Below are 18,550 nucleotides of genomic sequence, written 5' to 3' on the forward strand. Positions count from 1 at the left end.
TCGCCTTCGCGCAAAATGTTTGTGACTCACCTCACTACCGCGAGGTGAGGAGCGGGTGAAAGGCGATTAATGGCCACGCATTCGTTCGGTCCGGGATCACCGGCCCCCTCGAAGTCGTACTCCGGCTCGCCCGCGTGGAATCACAGTTACAGCGTCGCCGCATTGCGCGCCGGGCTGATCGCACTGGCGCTGCTGGCGGTTCTCGCCCTCATCGTTCTGTCTTGAACCCGCGCTGAGCGGGTATCCGCCTTCGGAGCTCATAGCGGTCTTTCTTGCGGTCCGCGCAGTCATGGAGCAGGGTTGTCTACGGCTGGCCGCCGCGTGGTGGGCCCGCGAATGAGCGTAAGAAGACAACCGAAGAAAGGAACGCCGTGGCTGAATACACCCTGCCCGATCTGGACTGGGACTACGCAGCGTTGGAACCGCACATCTCGGGTCAGATCAACGAGATCCATCACAGTAAGCACCACGCCACGTACGTCAAAGGCGTGAACGACGCCGTTGCCAAACTGGAAGAGGCACGCGCCAATGACGACCACGCCGCGATCTTCCTGAACGAAAAGAACCTGGCGTTCCACCTCGGCGGCCACGTGAACCACTCGATCTGGTGGAAGAACCTGTCGCCGGACGGCGGCGACAAGCCGACCGGGGAGCTGGCCGCCGCGATCGATGACGCCTTCGGGTCGTTCGACAAATTCCGCGCCCAGTTCAGCGCGGCCGCCAATGGCCTCCAGGGTTCGGGCTGGGCAGTGCTGGGATACGACACGCTCGGCAGCAGGCTGCTCACCTTCCAGCTCTACGACCAGCAGGCCAACGTCCCCCTCGGCATCATTCCCCTGCTGCAGGTCGACATGTGGGAGCACGCCTTCTACCTGCAGTACAAGAACGTCAAGGCGGACTACGTCAAGGCATTCTGGAACGTCGTCAACTGGGCCGACGTGCAGAAGCGCTACGAAGCCGCGACGTCGAAAACCGGTGGGTTGATCTTCGGCTGAGTCCATCTCGATCGCAGGGGCGTCGCGCGGTTTGCGCGGCGCCCCTGCCGTTTGTCCGGCCGCGAACCGGGCATTCCGAAAACATGTGCGCCACTGGCCGTGTCGGGTTGCACGGCGCCGGACCGGCGGGCATGCTGAATTACTCGAGCTACCAGTGTGGTTGATCGGACGGAGGCGTCGCGCGGAGGTCGAAAATGGAGACTGGGTCTGACCGCCCGATAGGGGTTTCCCCTTTCCATGCTCGTGGTGCCCTGAAAGGGTTCGTGATCTCCGGGCGTTGGCCCGATTCGACCAAAGAGTGGGCCCAGTTGCTCATGGTCGCGGTCAGGGTCGCGTCATTACCCGGATTGCTTTCCACCACAACGGTTTTCGGGGCCCGCGAGGAGTTGCCCGAGGAACCCGAGCCGGGCACCGTCGGCCTGGTGCTCGCCGAGGGCACGGTCTTCGGTGATTCGCCGATTCAGCCAGGCTATTTCGCCGACCATCAGCCCCCCGCGCTCCTGATGTTGCACCCGCCCTCGGAGACCACCCCGTCGCTGCCGGAGTGCAGCGGGGCGGCCTCGGGATGCGTCCTGCTCCCCGGGTTGCCATACCTGGGACTCGAGCATCGGGCCGCCTGGGTGGAAGCGGAAGCCGACGGCACCATCACCTCCATGGTGAGCCGCGTCGGCGTCGACCCCATCAGTCATCCTGATACCGCAATTCTGGCGATGCTGCTTGCGGCATGAGCAATTGGCCCGGCGCTCGAATCGGAAAAGCGGGACTAGCGAACTCGATCGCGTTACTTCTCCAGCCGGCCATCGTTCGAGTACCGGCGGACAGCGCACCCCCGTCCACTCCCGGGCTCCACGCCGGCGGCTCGCCCCAACGGTGCGCGGCAGACCTGGCCGAGGACGGGTTTGCCGACGGCCAACGGACCATTTTTCGTATTTCGGATAGGTCCACGAGCGGCGTTTTCCGGCCTCGGAGCACATCCGGCAGCAAATAAGGCGTTAAGCGAACATAAATTGCTGCCCGGTTGCAGTGCGACCGCCCAGCACGTTCCCATCCTACCCCTCGCCGCTCCCGGGGAGGTCACCCCGCCACCTAGGCCCCGGAGCCGAATTCTGCGGATAACCTGTGAGTTTCGCTGATTTAGTGGACACCCCAGCGAATCAGTTAGACGCTCGTCAAGTGTGGCATCGGCACGCCCCAGCTACGCCTGGACCCCAACCGCGGGGGTTTGCACCTAGTTAGGGGAACCAACCCTCGCTACCATGATCAGCAAATACACCTAGGTAATAGTTCACTTCTACAGCCAAGTGGAGGTCATATCCAATGAGCACGACGTTCGCTGCTCGCCTGAACCGCCTGTTCGACACGGTGTATCCCCCGGGACGGGGGCCGCACACCTCCGCGGAAGTGATCGCGGCGCTCAAGGCGGAGGGCATCACGATGTCGGCTCCCTACCTGTCGCAGTTGCGTTCGGGGAACCGCACCAACCCGTCGTCGGCGACAATGGCCGCATTGGCCAACTTCTTCCGCATCAAGCCGGCCTACTTCACCGACGACGAGTACTACGAGAAGCTCGATCAGGAGTTGTCGTTCCTGGCGACCATGCGCGACGACGGCGTGCGTCGCATTGCCGTGCGCGCCTCCGAGTTGTCCCCCGAGGCCCAACACGAGGTCATGCAGCGGGTCAACGAGCTGCGCCGCGCGGAGCACCTGGACGTCTAGCGGACGCCCGGGCTGGCAACCGGTTGGCCGGGGCCGACCTGGAGGGCTTGCGCCCGCCCATTCCGATTAGGGTTGGCTCACGGATCGCGCACGCGCGAAAGCGATAGCCACGAGAAACCGGGGAGGCGGCCGGGAATGGCCCTGTTCCGCAAGCGAAAGAGTCGCGCGACGCGGCGCGCCGAAGCCCGTGCGATCAAGGCCCGCGCGAAGCTGGAGGCCAAGCTCGCCGCCCGAAACGAGACTCGCCGGTACAAGGCCGCCCACCGGGCGGAGGCCAAGGCGCTCAGGGCGCAGATCAAGGCCCAACGGGACAGCGACCGGAACGCCCTGAAGGTGGCCGAGACCCAACTCAAAGCGGCGCGCGAGGGCAAGATCTTCTCGCCGACGCGGATCCGCCGGGCACTCACGGTGTCCCGGCTGGTCGCGCCGATCCTCACTCCGGTCGTCTACCGCGCCGCCGTCTCGGCCCGCGCGCTGATCGACCAGCGCCGCGCGGACCAACTCGGGATACCGCTGGCCCAGATCGGGCAGTTCTCCGGTCACGGCGCGCAGCTGTCCGCCCGGATCGCCGGAGCTGAGAAGTCCCTGCGGACCGTGCAGGAAAAGAAGCCGAAGGACGCCGAGACCAAGCAGTTCGTGTCGGCCATCACCGAGCGGCTGACCGATCTGTCCGCGGCCGTCACCGCCGCCGAGAACATGCCGGCCGCGCGGCGCCGGGCGGCCCACGCCGCGATCTCATCGCAGCTCGACGGCATCGAGGCGGACCTGATGGCCCGGCTCGGGTTGAGCTGACCAACGAATGTGGCTGCCCGGCATCTCGACCCGCGCGCGGCGGACGGCGCGCCTCCCCATCGCCGTGGTGGCTGTTCTCGGTCTCTATCTCGGCTCGGCGGCGCAACTCCCGGCGGCCTGGGCGCACGTCCACGCCAGCAGCGACAGTGCGGTGCGCGGCGCCATGGCGATCGTCACCTTCCAGGTGCCCAACGAATCGAACACGGGCGCGGTAACCACCGGGCTGAGCGTCGCCCTGCCCAACGTGGCCTCGGCGCGCACCGAGAGCATGCCGGGCTGGACGACCAAGCTCGACCGCGACGCGGCATCGGGTGCGGTGCACTCGGTCACGTGGACGGCCGCGCCGGGCGCCGGCATCGGGGTGGACCAATTCGCCCTGTTCCGGATTTCGGTGAAGTTGCCCGACGCAGAGACCGTCAGCTTCCCGGCCACACAGACCTATTCCGACGGCACCGTCGTGAAGTGGGACCAGCCGCCGCAGCCCGGTGGCGGTGAGCCGGAATACCCGGTACCCACGCTGACACTTGCCGCGGGACCGATAGCGTCCCACGGCCATCACCCGCCTTCGATGGCACCGGCCGACCAGGCGGCCGCGCCGCCACCGCCGAGATCCGCGGACAACACCGCCCGGGTGCTGGGCGGTGCCGCCCTGGTGGTGGCCGCGCTGGGTATCTGCCTTGCGCTGATCCGCCGACGGGCATGAGGCGGTTGGCGATCGCCGCGTGCGTCGGTGCCCTGTTGGTGATCGCACCGTTGACGGCGCCGGTCGCGTCGGCGCACGCAGCCCGGGTAGCCACCGATCCGGCGGACAACGCGGTTCTCGCGACGGGTCCCGGGCGGGTGAGCGCCACCTTCAACGAACAGCTGCAGACCACGTTCGCGGCCATGACCGTCATCGGGCCCGACGGCAACGTGTGGTCCACCGGCGACCCGACGGTGCGTGGCGCGGTGGTCGGCATCGACCTTCGGCCGCTGGGACCGGCCGGCGTCTACACGGTGAACTACCGGGTCACCTCCGCGGACGGCCACGTGGTCTCCGGATCCTGGTCGTTTCGGCTGAGCGTGCCGGGCACGGGCACGCCGGGACCCCCGGCGGGTGGCGGCCCCGCCGGCGGCGATGTCCCGGTCTGGCCGTTCGTCGTGGTGGCGGCGGTGCTTGTCGCCGGGGGCGCCCTGTGGGCGGTGCGGCGCAGACCGTGACCGGCGGCCGAGGCGCCCGCGCTCGTGCTGGCATGATGGGTTCGAAGAACCCGCGTGGGCTAGATAACTACTGAAAGATTGCTCAAGGAGCGGCCGCATGGCAGACCCGCAGGATCCACCCGGCAGCGAACCCGACGGCGCGTCGACCCCGCCGCCGGAAAAGAAGCCTCCGGCCAAGGCCGCGAAGAAGGTCGCGAAAGCACCCGCCAAGAAGGCACCCGCGAAGAAGGCGCCCGCCAAAAAGGCGCCAGCGAAGAAGGCGCCGGCGAAGAAGGCTCCCGCAAAGGCCGCCGAGCCGCCGGCAAAGGCCGTCGAGCCGCCCCTAGAGGTGCGGCAACGAATCGAAACCAACGGCGACCTCGCGGCCGCCGCCAAAGACGTAGCGGCGCAAGCGAAATCCACTGTGGACGCCGCCAATGACCCGGTTTCTCCGAACGCTCCGGCGGCGGCACTGACCCAGTCCCCGCTCCCGTTGATCGTCGCCCTGGCCGTCAGCCTCCTGGCGATCCTGTTGATCCGGCAGCTGCGCCGCCGCTGACCGCCGCCGTAGCCGCTACCGTGTCAGACGTGACCGTGTCATTCCAGCCGACCGCCGACCTGGTGGACGACATCGGACCGGACGTACGCAGCTGCGACGTCCAGTTCCGCCAGTTCGGCGGCCGCGCCCAATTCGCCGGACCCATCAGCACGGTGCGCTGCTTCGAAGACAACGCGTTGCTGAAATCGGTGCTCTCGCAGCCGAGTGCGGGCGGGATACTGGTCATCGACGGCGGCGGCTCCCTGCACGCGGCCCTGGTCGGCGATGTGATCGCCGAGCTGGCCCGCTCCAACGGCTGGGCCGGGATCGTCGTCAATGGCGCGGTGCGCGACGCCGCCGCGCTGCGCGGACTCGACATCGGCATCAAGGCGCTGGGCACCAACCCCCGTAAGAGCACCAAGTCGGGCGCCGGCGAGCGCGACGTCGAGGTCACGCTGGGCGGGGTGAGGTTCGTCCCGGGCGAGATCGCCTACTGCGACGACGACGGCATCGTCGTCGTCGAGCCCTAAACCGCTACCGGCGCACGCTGTTTCGCGAAGCGCAGGCCCTCATCGGCAACCTTGCCGCGCCGGATCGTGCGCATGTCGAACAAGTAGTTCTGCTTGAGCCGCCACGGTGCGCGCGACCCTGACTTGGGCAGCATGTCCATCGCCCGCTGGAAATAGCCGGGGCTGAAGTCCATGAAAGGCAGCTCGTCGACGTCAGGGCCGGGATGCTGCGGCTCCACGAAGTCAAAACCGTTGTCGTCCATGTAGTTCAGCAACCGGCAGACGAATTCGGAGACCAGGTCGGCCTTCAGCGTCCATGACGCGTTGGTGTAGCCGAAGGTGATTGCGAAGTTCGGGACGCCGGAGAACATCAGGCCCTTGTAGGTCATCAACGACGTCAGCTCGATCGGCTGACCGTTCCGGGTGGGCCGCACCCCACCGAGCAACTGCATGTTCAAACCCGTTGCGGTGACGATGATGTCGGCTTTCAGCTCCTCACCCGAGGTGAGCCTGATTCCGGTCTTGGTGAACCGGTCGATGGTGTCGGTGACGACGTCCGCCTTGCCGTGCCGGATGGTCCGGAAGAAATCGCCGTCGGGCGCCAGGCACAGCCGCTGGTCCCATACGTTGTACCGGGGCCCGAAGTGCTTCTCGACGTCGTAGCCCTGCGGCAGGCGGCGCTTGGCCATCGTCATCAACGTCTTGCGCATGTAGGCCGGACGCTTCCGGGACAGCTGGTACTGGAAGGTGCTGAACGCGATGGCTTTCCAACGATTGGCGATGTGCGCCAAGCGGTCCGGTAACCACTGGTTGAACCGCACGGCGAAGGGGTCGACCCCGGGCAGCGAGCCGATATAAGTGGGCGAGCGCTGCAGCATCGTGACGTGGCCGGAGCCCGAGTTCACCAGGGCCGGGATCAGCGTGATCGCGGTGGCGCCCGACCCGATCACGACGATCTTCTTGCCCGTGTATTCGAGGTCCTCCGGCCAGTGCTGCGGATGGACGATCCGGCCCTCGAAGTCGTCGGCGCCGGGGAAGGTGGGCGAGTATCCCTCGTCGTAGTTGTAGTAGCCCGTGCAGGCGAAGAGGAAGGAGCAGGTGAGCTCTCGCTTCTGGCCGTCGGACTCGACGGTCAGGGTCCAGCGGTTGTCGGCGTCCGACCAATCGGCGGCGAGGACGCGCTGACGGTAACGGATGTGCCGGTCGATCTTGTTCTCGACCGCCGCCTCCTTGATGTAGGCCTTGATGTCGGGGCCGTCTGCGATCGATTTCGCCGACCGCCACGGCTTGAACCGGAAGCCCAGGGTGAACATGTCCGAGTCCGACCGGATGCCCGGGTACTTGAACAGGTCCCAGGTGCCGCCCAGGTCCTCACGGCGTTCGAGGATCGCGTAGCTCTTGGTCGGGCAGCGCTCCTGCAGGTGCCACGCCGCGCTGATGCCCGAGATGCCGGCGCCCACGATGATCACGTCAAGGTGCTCAGTCATGGGGCCACATTATCAACGGCCTGTCGACGCAGTCAACAGAGTGTTGAAACTTTCGACACGGTGTAAAGTAACGGTCGTGACTAGCGTCGGCCAGACCCGTGCCCTGCGTGGCCGCCGCGCCATGCGTCCCTCGGGTGACGACCGTGAGCAGGCGATCCTCGCGACCGCCGAGCGGCTGCTCGAACAGCGCTCGTTCGCCGACATCTCGGTCGACGACCTGGCCAAGGGCGCAGGATTGTCGCGCCCGACGTTTTACTTCTATTTCAAGTCGAAGGACGCGGTGCTGCTGTCGCTGCTGGAGCCGGTGATCGCGCGCGCCGACTCCGAGTTCGACGGCGCGGTGCAGCGGCTGCCCGCGGATCCCCGCCGGGTCTGGCGAAACGGCATCAAGGCTTTCTTCACCGCGTTCAGCACCCACCGCCGGCTGGCGCGCGCCGCCACCGAAGCGCTGGCGACCAGCTCCGAACTGCGCGTCGTGTGGTTGGGCTTCATGCAGAAGTGGATCGACCAGACGGCCGCGATAATCACCGCCGAACGCACCCGCGGGGCCGCGCCGGAGACGATCCCGGCGGTTGACCTGGCGACCTCGCTGAACCAGATGAATGAGCGGACGATGATGGCCGCCCTGTCCGCGGAGACGCCGGCGGTGGATGAGGACCGGGTCGTCGACACCCTTACCCATATCTGGGTCACCAGCATCTACGGCGAATCCGGCTAGTGGCGATCGCAAGCGCGGCGTAGCCGGGCGAAGCGGGTCGCCACCACCGGCTAAGTGGCGATCGCAAGCGCGGCGTAGCCGGGCGAAGCGGGTCGCCACCACCGGCTAAGTGGCGATCGCAAGCGCGGCGTAGCCGGGCGAAGCGGGTCGCCACCATCGGTTGTCGTCACCGGCGCGTGCGAACATATGTTCGTGCGGTGCGATGCGTCCATCCTGCACGCGGACCTGGATTCGTTCTACGCGTCCGTCGAACAGCGCGACGACCCGACGTTGCGCGGCCGCCCGGTGATCGTCGGCGGCGGGGTCGTGCTCGCGGCCAGCTACGAGGCCAAGGCCTACGGCGTGCGGACCGCGATGGGCGGGGCGCAAGCGCGCCGGCTGTGCCCGCACGCGGTGGTGGTGCCGCCCCGGATGAGCGCCTACAGCCGCGCCAGTGACGCCGTGTTCGAAGTGTTTCGCGACTGCACGCCGATCGTGGAGCCGCTCTCGGTGGACGAGGCGTTTTTGGATGTCGGCGGGCTGCGCCGGGTTTCCGGGACGCCGGTTCAGATCGCCGGCCGGCTGCGGGCCGACGTGCGCGACCGGGTTGGTCTGCCCATCACCGTGGGCATCGCGCGCACGAAGTTTCTCGCCAAGGTCGCCAGCCAGGAGGCCAAACCGGACGGGCTTCTGCTGGTACAGCCCGACCAGGAGCTGACCTTCCTCCACCCGCTGCCGGTGCGGCGGCTGTGGGGCGTGGGCGCCAAGACGGCCGACAAACTCCACGCCCACGGACTCCTGACCGTCGCCGACGTCGCCGAGCTGAGCGAGTCGACGCTGGCGTCGCTGCTGGGCGGCGCCATGGGCCGCCAGCTGTTCGCGCTGTCCCACAGCGTCGACCGCCGCCGGGTGACCACCGGTGTGCGTCGTCGGTCGGTGGGCGCGCAACGGGCGCTGGGCCGCGCCGGCAACACCATGTCGGCCGCCGAGATCGATGCGGTGGTGGTCAACCTGATCGATCGGATTACCGGCCGGATGCGCGCCGCCGGACGCACCGGGCGCACGGTGGTTCTCCGCCTGCGGTTCGACGACTTCGGGCGGGCGACGCGGTCGCGGACGCTGCCCTGGGCGACGTCGTCGACGCAGCCGATCCTGGGCGCGGCGCGGCAGCTGGTTGCGTCGGCCGCACCCCTGATCTCGCAGCGCGGGCTGACGCTGGTTGGTTTCGCGGTGTCGGGGATCGACCGCAGCGGCGCCCAGCAATTGGTGTTGCCGCTTGACGGGGAATCGCTTGCGGTGGACGCCGCGGTCGACCAGGTTCGTCAGCGCTTCGGCAGATCCGCCCTCACGCGCGGGGTGTTGGTCGGCCGTGAACTGGGTATCGAGATGCCGCACCTTCCCGACTGACCGATTCGCCGGTGTCGGCTAATTCTTCTCTGCCCCAGACGTTTTCGCGGAGACGGTGCAGGCCTGAGGCGTCTCAGTTCGAGCCCGTCCACTCCAGCAGCTTGTCGGCCGGCCAGGTGTTGACGATCCGGTCGGCGGGCACACCCACGTCCACGGCGCGCTGCGCGCCATAGCCGAGGAAGTCCAGCTGGCCTGGCGCGTGTGCATCGGTGTCGATGCTGAAGACGCAGCCGATCTCGAGCGCCAGCTGGAGCAGCCGGGTCGGCGGGTCGCGGCGTTCGGGTCGCGAGTTGATCTCCACCGCGGTGCCATGCTCGCGGCAGGCGGCGAAAACCGCTTCGGCGTCGAACTTGGATTGGGGTCGGATGCCCCGATTGCCCGATACCAGCCGGCCGGTGCAATGGCCCAGCACGTCGGTGTGCGGATTGGAGACGGCGCGCACCATGCGCCGCGTCATCGCCGCGGCATCCATCGACAGCTTCGAATGCACGCTGGCCACCACGACATCGAGCCGCTCGAGCAGCTCGGGCTCCTGGTCGAGGCTGCCGTCCTCGAGGATGTCGACCTCGATGCCGGTGAGAATGCGCATCGGCGCGAACTGCTCACGCAGCTTGTCGATGACGCCGAGCTGTGCGCGCAACCGCTCCGGCGACAGCCCGTTGGCGATCGTCAGCCGCGGCGAGTGGTCGGTCAGCGCGCAGTACTCATGCCCGAGCGCGGACGCGGTCGCCATCATCTCGTCGATCGGCGCCGACCCGTCCGACCAGTTCGAATGCAGGTGCAAGTCCCCGCGCAACGCCGCACGGATGTCGCCCCCACCGAGATCCTCGGCGGCGGAACGCAATTCGACGAGTAGGTCGGGTTCGCGACCGGACCAGGCCTGGTCGATGACCTTCGCGGTCTTGGGCCCGATCCCGGGCAGTGACTGCCAGCTGTTGGCCTGGCCGTGCCGCTCCCGCGCCGCGTCGTCGAGACCCTCGATGATGTCGGCGGCGTTGCGGTACGCCATCACGCGCCTGGGGTCCTGACGGCTCCGGTCCTTGTAGTAGGCGATCTGCCGCAAGGCTGTTACCGGGTCCATGACTCCAGTGTGCCTGGCTGCCTTACCAGAACTGCCCGGCGACGAAACCGGCGAGCAGCACGCTGAAGCCCCCGATCTCGCCGGCGATCAGCGAGGCCATGAAGAGTCCCGTTCCGGGCGCGGGATCCTCGAATTGGTTGACGGTGTCGCGTCGCACCCCGTGGGCGATGTAGCTGAGGATGGCGCCGATGAAAAAGAAGACGACCACGCCGGCCGCGGCCAGGTTGACCCATGTCGGCCAGGCGCTGAGCTCGACGAAGACGGCCAGCAGCAGCGTCGCGAAAGAGTAGAGCAACGCGGCCCGGTGCGCGATGTCGACGTAGGGATGGGCGCGATGGTCGGCGGCGGCCATGATCTGCCGGTACTTCCACACCCCGAGCGCCAGGGCGAGCAGGAAGATCAGCCCGGCCGCCAGCAGGGTGGCCTTGGTGTCGAGTCCGAGGGAGTAGCTCATCGCGCGGTTGAGTTTAGTTGCCCTTCATAAAGGTCGGCTAACGTCGATTTCATGCGATTCGCCTTCAAGACCTCCCCCCAAAACACCACCTGGGCAGCCATGCTGGCCGTCTGGCAGGCCGCCGACGATATCGACGTCTTCGATTCCGGGTGGACCTTCGACCACTTCTACCCGATCTTCTCCGACGCCGGCGGGCCCTGCCTCGAGGGTTGGACGACGCTGACCGCGCTGGCGCAGGCGACCAAGCGGCTGCGGCTGGGCACCCTGGTCACCGGGATCCATTACCGCCACCCCGCCGTGCTGGCCAACATGGCCGCGGCGCTCGACATCATCTCGAATGGACGACTCGAGTTGGGGATCGGCGCCGGCTGGAACGAGGAGGAGTCGGGCGCCTACGGCATCGAGCTGGGCAGCATCCGGGAACGCTTCGATCGGTTCGAGGAGGCGTGTGAGGTGCTGACCAGCCTGCTCAGCCAGGAGACCACCGACTTCGACGGGAAGTACTACCAGCTCAAGGGCGCCCGCAACGAACCCAAGGGCGTGCAGCGTCCCCATCCCCCGATCTGCATCGGTGGCAGCGGGGAGAAACGAACGCTGCCGATCACCGCGCGCTACGCGCAGCACTGGAATTTCGTGGGCGGTCCGCCCGAGCTGTTCGCCCGCAAGCGCGACGTGCTTGCCGCGGAGTGCGAGAAGATCGGGCGCGGCCCGAAGGAGATCACGCTGTCCGCCCATCTGCGGTTGGACGAGGAGCGCAACTACCAGAAGGTCGTCGAAGAGGCCGCCGGGCTTCAGGCCGAAGGACTCGACCTGGGCATCGTGTACATCAACCCGCCGCACGACCCCGCCGTCTTGGAACCGCTCGCCGAGTCCATCCGCGATTCGGGGCTGCTCGGTTGATGCGGCCGGGTTAACCTCTTTGTCGCGACGAGCAAACCCCTCCGCGGCGCGCGAAGGGGTTCGGTCGGGCGGTTATGCCCCGAAGATCAGCAAATCGTCGGCGGTTACCAGGCGCTCGTGCTTAGCGGGGAACTCGCGGCTCTTGACCGGGTGACGAAACCAGGACCAGGCGATTCGCCCCATCCGTGATCGAGGTACGGGATTGATGTGCACAGTGATCACTCCTGCGATCGTTCCGTTCAGCCGGGGCCCCGATCCGATGCCCGTGTGACCGAGCCCACAACAGGCAATTAGACACCACCGCCTGGCAAACGGGGGGCGACTCGCCGACAGTTGGTGCTTCTGTTTCTGGTGTGGCTTCTGTGACTACTGGAGTGGGACCGCGGTCGGCTTGACCGGCGCTGGCAGCGCGGTCGCACCCATCAGGTACCGATCGACGGCCGCGGCAGCGGCCCTGCCTTCAGCAATCGCCCAGACGATCAGCGACTGGCCGCGACCCATGTCCCCGGCGACGAACACACCGGGGACCGACGTGTCGAAGTCGGCACCGCGCGCGACGTTGCCGCGGTCGGTGAGCTTGACTTCGAGATCGGTGAGCAGGCCCTCCTTTTCCGGGCCGACGAATCCCATGGCCAGCAGCACCAAGTCGACCTCGAGCTCGAAGTCGGAGCCGTCCACCTTGACGAACTTGCCGTCCTGCATGGTGACCTCGTGCGCTTTGAGCGCCGTCACCCGGCCGTCTGCGCCGATGAACTTTTCGGTGTTCACCGAGAACACCCGCTCGCCGCCCTCTTCGTGCGCCGACGACACCCGGTACATCAGCGGGTAGGTCGGCCACGGGGTCGATTCGGCGCGCGTGTCCGGTGGGCGCGGCATGATCTCGAACTGGTGCACGACGGTCGCGCCCTGCCGGTGCGCGGTACCCAGGCAGTCCGCCCCAGTGTCACCGCCGCCGATGATGACCACCTTCTTGCCTTTGGCGGTGATCGGAGGTTCCCCGTCGGCCCCTAGGACGTCGTCGCCCTCCTGCACGCGGTTCCCCCACGGCAGGTACTCCATCGCCTGGTGGATCCCGTCCAGGTCCCGACCGGGAACGGGCAGGTCTCGCCCGGCGGTGGCGCCGCCGGCCAGGACCACCGCGTCGAAGTCGGCGCGCAGCTGTTCGGCGGTGATGTCGACTCCGACGTTGACACCGGCGCGGAATTCGGTTCCCTCGGCCCGCATTTGGTCCAGGCGCCGGTCGAGGACACGCTTCTCCATCTTGAATTCCGGAATGCCGTAGCGCAGCAGCCCGCCGATCCGATCCGCCCGCTCGAAAACGGTGACCGTGTGGCCGGCGCGGGTCAGTTGCTGAGCCGCGGCCAAACCTGCCGGACCCGAACCCACCACGGCGACCTTTTTCCCGGTCAGCTTGTCCGGGGGCAGCGGCACCACGAAGCCTTCCTCGAAGGCGTGGTCGATGATCTCCAGCTCGATCTGCTTGATGGTCACCGGATCCTGGTTGATGCCAAGCACACACGCCGGTTCGCACGGGGCCGGACACAGCCGCCCGGTGAAGTCCGGGAAGTTGTTGGTGGCATGCAGCCGCTCGATCGCGTCGCGCCAGCTGCCCCTGCGCACCAGGTCGTTCCATTCCGGGATCAGGTTGCCCAACGGACACCCGTTGTGACAGAACGGGATACCGCAATCCATGCAACGGGTCGCCTGCTCACGCAGCGTGCCTTCGTCGAAGTCCTCGTAGACCTCGTGCCAGTCCTTCAACCGCAGCGGGACAGGCCGGCGCTTCGGCAGTTCCCGGTGCGTGTACTTCAAGAAGCCGCTCGGGTCAGCCATGTGCGGCCGCCATGATCGCCTTGTCCACGTCGACTCCGTCGCGCTCTGCTTCGGCGATCGCTTGCAGCACCTTCTTGTAGTCGCGCGGCATCACCTTGACGAAATGGCGTTGTTGACCGCGCCAGTCCGCCAGGACGCGCTGGCCGACCGCGGAATCGGTGGCGTCCACGTGGGCCTGGATGATGCCGTGCAGGAAGTCGACATCGTCTTCGTCCAGGGTCTCCACATCGACCATCTCGATGTTGAGATTGTCCGGAAGTTCCTCGTCCGGGTCGTACACGTAAGCCACACCGCCTGACATTCCCGCCGCGAAGTTGCGGCCGGTCCGGCCGAGAATCACAACCCGACCACCCGTCATGTATTCGCATCCATGGTCACCGACGCCCTCGACGACGGCGTGGGCCCCGGAGTTGCGGACCGCGAACCGCTCGCCGACCACCCCGCGTAGGAAGGCTTCCCCGCTGGTCGCGCCGAACAGGATCACGTTGCCGCCGATGATGTTGTCCTCGGCCACGTAGTCCTGCGGGGTGTTGTCCGACGGACGCACCACAATCCGGCCACCGGACAGCCCCTTGCCGACGTAGTCGTTGGCGTCGCCGTAGACCCGCAACGTTATTCCCTTGGGCACGAAGGCGCCGAAGCTGTTACCCGCGGATCCGTCGAAGGTGATGTCGATGGTTCCATCCGGAAGCCCTTGGCCGCCATAGGCTTTCGTCACCTCGTGGCCGAGCATAGTGCCCACCGTGCGGTTGACGTTGCTGATGGTGGTGGAAAAGCGCACCGGCTTGCCGGAATCGAGCGCCTCCCGGCTCATCACGATCAGCTGCTGATCGAGCGCCTTGTCCAGGCCGTGGTCCTGCCGGGAACTGCAGTACAGGTCCTGGTTCATGAACGCCGACTCGGGCTCGTGCAGCACCGGCGCGAGATCCAGCTTGTGCGCCTTCCAGTGCGCGCGGGCCAGCGTGGTGTCCAGCGCCCCCACCTGGCCGACGGCCTCGTTGAGGGTGCGGAAACCCAACTGCGCCATGTACTCGCGGACCTCTTCGGCGATGAACATGAAGAAGTTCTCGACGAACTCGGGCTTACCGGTGAACCGCTCGCGCAGCACCGGGTTCTGGGTGGCCACGCCGACCGGGCAGGTGTCCAGGTGACACACCCGCATCATGATGCAGCCGGCCACCACCAGCGGCGCGGTGGCGAAGCCGAATTCCTCGGCGCCGAGCAGCGCGGCGATCATCACGTCGCGGCCCGTCTTGAGCTGACCGTCCACCTGGACCACGATCCGGTCACGCAACCCGTTGAGCAGCAGGGTCTGTTGTGTCTCGGCCAGGCCCAACTCCCAGGGCGCGCCCGCGTGTTTCATCGACGTCAGCGGGGTGGCGCCGGTGCCGCCGTCGTGGCCGGAGATCAACACCACGTCGGCGTGCGCCTTGGAGACGCCGGCGGCGACCGTCCCAACCCCGTTCTCGGAGACGAGCTTGACGTGCACCCGTGCGGACGGGTTGGCGTTCTTCAGGTCGTGGATCAGCTGTGCGAGATCCTCGATGGAGTAGATGTCGTGGTGCGGCGGTGGGGAGATCAGGCCGACGCCGGGTGTGGAATGCCGGACCTCGGCGACCCACGGATACACCTTGTGTCCCGGGAGCTGGCCGCCCTCGCCGGGTTTCGCGCCCTGCGCCATCTTGATCTGAATGTCGGTGCAGTTCGTCAGGTAGTGCGACGTGACGCCGAAACGCGCGGAAGCGACCTGTTTGATGGCGCTGCGGCGCCAATCCCCATTGGGGTCGCGGTCGAAGCGCTTGACGTCCTCGCCGCCTTCCCCACTATTGGAGCGCCCGCCGAGACGGTTCATCGCGATGGCGAGCGTCTCGTGCGCCTCGGCCGAGATCGAGCCGTAGCTCATCGCCCCGGTGGAGAAGCGCTTGACGATCTCGCTGGCGGGTTCGACCTCTTCCAGCGGGACCGGGGGACGCACACCGCCGCGGAACTTGAGTAGGCCGCGCAGTGAGGCCATCCGCTCGCTCTGGTCGTCGATCAGGCGGGTGTAGTCCTTGAAAATCTTGTACTGGCCGGTGCGAGTCGAGTGCTGCAGCTTGAACACGGTCTCCGGGTTGAACAGGTGATACTCACCTTCCCGGCGCCACTGGTACTCGCCGCCGACTTCGAGTTCGCGGTGCGCGCGCTCGTCGCGGCGATCCAAATAGGCCAGCCGGTGCCGAGTTGCGACGTCGGCGGCGATGTCCTCCAGGGTGATGCCACCGATCGGGCAGCTCAGCCCGGTGAAGTACTCGTCGAGCACATCCTCGGAGATGCCGACCGCCTGGAACAGCTGCGCGCCGGTGTAGGAGGCCAGCGTCGAAATGCCCATCTTGGACATCACTTTCAGCACGCCCTTGCCGGCGGCCTTGACGTAGTTGTTCAGCGCCTTCTCGCGGTCCTGCCGGTCCGAGAAGCCGTCGATCGCGCCGCGGTCGAGCATGTCCTCGATCGACTCGAACGCCAGGTAAGGGTTGATCGCCGCCGCCCCGCACCCGATCAGCATCGCCATGTGGTGCACCTCGCGGGCGTCACCGGTCTCGACGACCAGACCCACATGGGTGCGCGTCCGGTCGCGCACCAGGTGGTGGTGGACTCCGGAAACGGCGAGCAACGACGGGATCGGCGCCATCTGCTCGTCGGACTCGCGGTCCGAGAGAATGATGACCCGCGCGCCGTCCTCGATCGCGGCCGATGCCCGCGCGCGCACCTCATCGAGCGCCGCCGCCAACCCGGCGCCACCCTCGGCGACCGGGTACAGGCAACGAATCACCTTGGACCGCATGCCATGCGGGCGCCCGTTGACCTCGTCCTCGGGATTGAGGTTGACCAACTTGGCCAGCTCGTGGTTGCGCAGAATCGGCTGCTGCAACGCGATCTGGTGACAGGAGTGTTCGGTCGGCGTGAGCAGGTCGCGCTCGCCGCCGGTGGTGCCCTGCAGGCTGGTCACCACCTCTTCGCGGATGGCGTCCAGCGGCGGGTTGGTCACCTGCGCGAACAGCTGCTGGAAGTAGTCGTAGAGCATCCGGGGCCGCTGCGAGAGCACCGCGACCGGGGTGTCGGTGCCCATCGAGCCAATCGGCTCGGCGCCCGTGCGCACCATGGGCGACACCAAGAGGTTGAGCTCTTCATAGGTGTAGCCGAATGTCAACTGCCGCTTGACGAGTCGTTCATGCGGCATCCGCACGTAGTCGCCCTGTGGCAGCTTGTCGAGCGGGACCAGGTTCCGGTCCAGCCATTCCTGGTACGGGTGCTCGGCGGCGAGTTCGGCCTTGATCTCCTCGTCGGCGACGATTCGCCCTTGGGTGGTGTCCACCAGGAACATCCGGCCGGGCTGCAGGCGCATCCGGCGAACCACCTTCGCCGGGTCCAGGTCCAGGACCCCGGCCTCGGAAGCCATCACCACCAAGCCGTCCTCGGTGACCCAGATCCGGGAGGGGCGCAAGCCGTTTCGGTCCAGCACGGCGCCCACGATGGTGCCGTCGGTGAACGTGATCGACGCCGGGCCGTCCCAGGGTTCCATCAACGAGGCGTGGAACTCGTAGAACGCCCGCCGCGCCGGGTCCATCGACTCGTTGCGTTCCCACGCCTCGGGAATCATCATCAGCACCGCGTGGGCCAGGCTGCGGCCACCCAGGTGCAGCAGTTCGAGCGCCTCGTCGAACCGCGCGGTGTCCGAGGCGCCCGGGGTACAGATCGGGAACAGCTTCTCGACGTCGGCTTCCGTGCCGAAGACCTCGGTCTTGATCAACGCCTCGCGGGCACGCATCCAGTTCTCGTTGCCGGTGACGGTGTTGATCTCGCCGTTGTGGGCCACCCGACGGAACGGATGGGCCAGCGGCCACGAGGGAAAGGTGTTGGTGGAGAACCGCGAATGCACGATGCCCAGCGCGCTGGTCATCCGATCGTCTTGGAGGTCAAGGTAAAACGCCTTGAGCTGCGGTGTGGTCAGCATGCCCTTGTAGACCATCGTCTGGCCGGAAAGGCTTGGGAAATAGACGGTTTCGCGACCGGGTCCGTCCTGCCCGGGCCCCTTGGTGCCGAGTTCGTGCTCGGCGCGCTTGCGCACCAGATAGCAGCGGCGCTCCAGCGTCATGTCCGATGCGCCGGCCATGAACACCTGCCGGAACGTGGGCATCGCGTCGCGGGACAGCGCGCCGAGTGACGAGTCGTCGATGGGCACGTTCCGCCAGCCCAGCACCGTCAGGCCCTCGGCTTCGGCGATCTTCTCCACCGCGTCGCAAGCGGCCGCGGCGTCCTTGGACGACTGCGGGAGGAAGGCGATACCGGTGGCATAACTGCCAGCTGGGGGCAGCTCGAAATCCACGACCTCGCGCAGGAAGGCATCCGGGACCTGGATCAGGATGCCGGCACCGTCACCGCTGCGCGGCTCGGCGCCCTGAGCACCGCGGTGTTCGAGGTTGAGCAGCGCGGTGATGGCCTTATCGACAATGTCGCGGCTACGACGGCCGTGCATATCGACGACCATGGCTACCCCGCACGAGTCGTGCTCGAACGCGGGGTTGTATAACCCGACGCGCTTGGGCGTCATATGCACCTGACCCTTCGCCTGAACGTTGAGCTGTCCGTTAACAGCTGCTCCGATGGAGTCGCACCCGGAGGTTGCGGGCTTAAGACCCCTCGGTCTTGTCTCGATAGGCTGTCCCCCAGGTGGAGATGATCCTGTTAGGGATGCGTCCGTGCAGCGCTGAACGGTGGCCTGGAAACCGGTCTCGACAAGTCGTAAAACGATATGACAATACCCGCCTGACATGCCAACTTCGTCAAGTCTAACCGCCAGCTGGCAGCACCGTAAATTTCGCGGCGGCCGTAGTGCGACAACCCGGCGGACGTGCTGTTTCGGCGTTGCAGCCTTCGTCACAGCAGCGCCGTCCGGTGCGCCGAATCTGCTGCCGGTAGATGTTT

17 protein-coding genes are annotated in these 18,550 nt (G+C 66.9%); 12 read left to right on the forward strand and 5 right to left on the reverse strand.

Going from position 1 to position 18,550, the window contains the following annotated elements; translation table 11 throughout:
• Positions 1-69: 69 nt before the first annotated feature.
• The 9 genes from A5773_RS26350 to rraA all read left to right on the forward strand — a co-directional run bounded on the left by A5773_RS26350 (position 70) and on the right by rraA (position 5,750).
• A complete protein-coding gene (locus A5773_RS26350; RefSeq protein ID WP_167385587.1) occupies positions 70-225 on the forward strand; it encodes a hypothetical protein in 156 nt (51 codons plus the stop codon).
• Positions 226-371: 146 nt separating this feature from the next.
• Positions 372-995, forward strand: coding sequence for a superoxide dismutase (locus A5773_RS20250; protein ID WP_066953511.1), 624 nt, complete (start codon positions 372-374; stop codon positions 993-995).
• A 194-nt stretch (positions 996-1,189) separates the two neighbouring features.
• Positions 1,190-1,723, forward strand: a complete 534-nt coding sequence (locus A5773_RS20255) for a peptidase (RefSeq protein ID WP_066953512.1) — start codon at positions 1,190-1,192, stop codon at positions 1,721-1,723.
• Positions 1,724-2,312: 589 nt separating this feature from the next.
• Entirely contained in the window at positions 2,313-2,711 is a 399-nt protein-coding gene (locus tag A5773_RS20260) for a helix-turn-helix transcriptional regulator (RefSeq protein WP_066953513.1), read from the forward strand.
• 135 nt (positions 2,712-2,846) lie between these two features.
• On the forward strand, positions 2,847-3,503 hold the full coding sequence (locus A5773_RS20265; RefSeq protein ID WP_066953514.1) for a DUF6474 family protein: 657 nt from the start codon (positions 2,847-2,849) through the stop codon (positions 3,501-3,503).
• 7 nt (positions 3,504-3,510) lie between these two features.
• Positions 3,511-4,206 carry a YcnI family protein gene (locus A5773_RS20270; protein ID WP_066953515.1) on the forward strand — a complete coding sequence of 232 codons (696 nt, stop codon included), beginning with the start codon at positions 3,511-3,513 and terminating at the stop codon, positions 4,204-4,206.
• A complete protein-coding gene (locus tag A5773_RS20275) occupies positions 4,203-4,703 on the forward strand; it encodes a copper resistance CopC family protein (RefSeq protein ID WP_067263016.1) in 501 nt (166 codons plus the stop codon). The genes A5773_RS20270 and A5773_RS20275 overlap by 4 nt, the downstream gene beginning before the upstream one ends.
• A 97-nt stretch (positions 4,704-4,800) precedes the next feature.
• The gene (locus tag A5773_RS20280; RefSeq protein ID WP_067792309.1) at positions 4,801-5,241 is read left to right on the forward strand and encodes a nucleoid-structuring protein H-NS; all 441 of its coding nucleotides are present in this window, start codon (positions 4,801-4,803) and stop codon (positions 5,239-5,241) included.
• A gap of 29 nt (positions 5,242-5,270) precedes the next feature.
• On the forward strand, positions 5,271-5,750 hold the full coding sequence (gene rraA / locus A5773_RS20285) for a ribonuclease E activity regulator RraA (RefSeq protein WP_067263009.1): 480 nt from the start codon (positions 5,271-5,273) through the stop codon (positions 5,748-5,750).
• Here rraA and A5773_RS20290 read toward each other — a convergent pair.
• The gene (locus A5773_RS20290; RefSeq protein ID WP_067792312.1) at positions 5,747-7,216 is read right to left on the reverse strand and encodes an NAD(P)/FAD-dependent oxidoreductase; all 1,470 of its coding nucleotides are present in this window, start codon (positions 7,214-7,216) and stop codon (positions 5,747-5,749) included. The genes rraA and A5773_RS20290 overlap by 4 nt on opposite strands.
• A 76-nt stretch (positions 7,217-7,292) precedes the next feature.
• Between A5773_RS20290 and A5773_RS20295 the strand changes: the two genes are divergently transcribed.
• Both A5773_RS20295 and dinB read left to right on the forward strand, forming a co-directional pair.
• Positions 7,293-7,934: a TetR/AcrR family transcriptional regulator gene (locus tag A5773_RS20295; RefSeq protein ID WP_066953522.1), complete on the forward strand. Its 642-nt coding sequence runs from the start codon at positions 7,293-7,295 to the stop codon at positions 7,932-7,934.
• A gap of 186 nt (positions 7,935-8,120) precedes the next feature.
• Positions 8,121-9,320 (forward strand): DNA polymerase IV, encoded by a 1,200-nt coding sequence (gene dinB, locus A5773_RS20300; protein WP_066953524.1) that lies wholly within the window; start codon positions 8,121-8,123, stop codon positions 9,318-9,320.
• A gap of 73 nt (positions 9,321-9,393) precedes the next feature.
• Here dinB and A5773_RS20305 read toward each other — a convergent pair whose 3' ends face one another.
• Together A5773_RS20305 and A5773_RS20310 are read right to left on the reverse strand one after the other, a co-directional pair.
• On the reverse strand, positions 9,394-10,401 hold the full coding sequence (locus tag A5773_RS20305; protein ID WP_066953526.1) for a PHP domain-containing protein: 1,008 nt from the start codon (positions 10,399-10,401) through the stop codon (positions 9,394-9,396).
• Positions 10,402-10,423: 22 nt separating this feature from the next.
• A complete protein-coding gene (locus A5773_RS20310; RefSeq protein ID WP_067792315.1) occupies positions 10,424-10,855 on the reverse strand; it encodes a hypothetical protein in 432 nt (143 codons plus the stop codon).
• A gap of 51 nt (positions 10,856-10,906) precedes the next feature.
• On the opposite strand from A5773_RS20310, the gene A5773_RS20315 reads away from it, so the two are divergent.
• Complete coding sequence (locus A5773_RS20315) at positions 10,907-11,755, forward strand: LLM class F420-dependent oxidoreductase (protein WP_067792318.1); 849 nt, start codon at positions 10,907-10,909, stop codon at positions 11,753-11,755.
• Between the two features lie 366 nt (positions 11,756-12,121).
• Here the strand turns inward: A5773_RS20315 and A5773_RS20320 are convergent, their stop codons facing one another.
• Positions 12,122-13,588 (reverse strand): glutamate synthase subunit beta, encoded by a 1,467-nt coding sequence (locus A5773_RS20320; RefSeq protein WP_066953532.1) that lies wholly within the window; start codon positions 13,586-13,588, stop codon positions 12,122-12,124.
• Positions 13,581-18,176 carry a glutamate synthase large subunit gene (gene gltB / locus A5773_RS20325; protein WP_067792321.1) on the reverse strand — a complete coding sequence of 1,532 codons (4,596 nt, stop codon included), beginning with the start codon at positions 18,174-18,176 and terminating at the stop codon, positions 13,581-13,583. The genes A5773_RS20320 and gltB overlap by 8 nt, the downstream gene beginning before the upstream one ends.
• Positions 18,177-18,550: the final 374 nt, after the last annotated feature.

The organism is Mycobacterium sp. 852014-52450_SCH5900713 (assembly GCF_001667075.1).
GTDB lineage: Bacteria > Actinomycetota > Actinomycetes > Mycobacteriales > Mycobacteriaceae > Mycobacterium.

Bases quoted from the DNA above. Each gene is read 5' to 3' on its own strand.
- A5773_RS26350 (WP_167385587.1), top strand. From the start codon at position 70: ATGGCCACGCATTCGTTCGGTCCGGGATCACCGGCCCCCTCGAAGTCG.
- A5773_RS20255 (WP_066953512.1), top strand. From the start codon at position 1,190: ATGGAGACTGGGTCTGACCGCCCGATAGGGGTTTCCCCTTTCCATGCT.
- A5773_RS20260 (WP_066953513.1), top strand. From the start codon at position 2,313: ATGAGCACGACGTTCGCTGCTCGCCTGAACCGCCTGTTCGACACGGTG.
- A5773_RS20265 (WP_066953514.1), top strand. From the start codon at position 2,847: ATGGCCCTGTTCCGCAAGCGAAAGAGTCGCGCGACGCGGCGCGCCGAA.
- A5773_RS20270 (WP_066953515.1), top strand. From the start codon at position 3,511: ATGTGGCTGCCCGGCATCTCGACCCGCGCGCGGCGGACGGCGCGCCTC.
- A5773_RS20275 (WP_067263016.1), top strand. From the start codon at position 4,203: ATGAGGCGGTTGGCGATCGCCGCGTGCGTCGGTGCCCTGTTGGTGATC.
- A5773_RS20280 (WP_067792309.1), top strand. From the start codon at position 4,801: ATGGCAGACCCGCAGGATCCACCCGGCAGCGAACCCGACGGCGCGTCG.
- A5773_RS20290 (WP_067792312.1), bottom strand. From the start codon at position 7,216: ATGACTGAGCACCTTGACGTGATCATCGTGGGCGCCGGCATCTCGGGC.
- dinB (WP_066953524.1), top strand. From the start codon at position 8,121: ATGTTCGTGCGGTGCGATGCGTCCATCCTGCACGCGGACCTGGATTCG.
- A5773_RS20305 (WP_066953526.1), bottom strand. From the start codon at position 10,401: ATGGACCCGGTAACAGCCTTGCGGCAGATCGCCTACTACAAGGACCGG.
- A5773_RS20310 (WP_067792315.1), bottom strand. From the start codon at position 10,855: ATGAGCTACTCCCTCGGACTCGACACCAAGGCCACCCTGCTGGCGGCC.
- A5773_RS20315 (WP_067792318.1), top strand. From the start codon at position 10,907: ATGCGATTCGCCTTCAAGACCTCCCCCCAAAACACCACCTGGGCAGCC.
- A5773_RS20320 (WP_066953532.1), bottom strand. From the start codon at position 13,588: ATGGCTGACCCGAGCGGCTTCTTGAAGTACACGCACCGGGAACTGCCG.
- gltB (WP_067792321.1), bottom strand. From the start codon at position 18,176: ATGACGCCCAAGCGCGTCGGGTTATACAACCCCGCGTTCGAGCACGAC.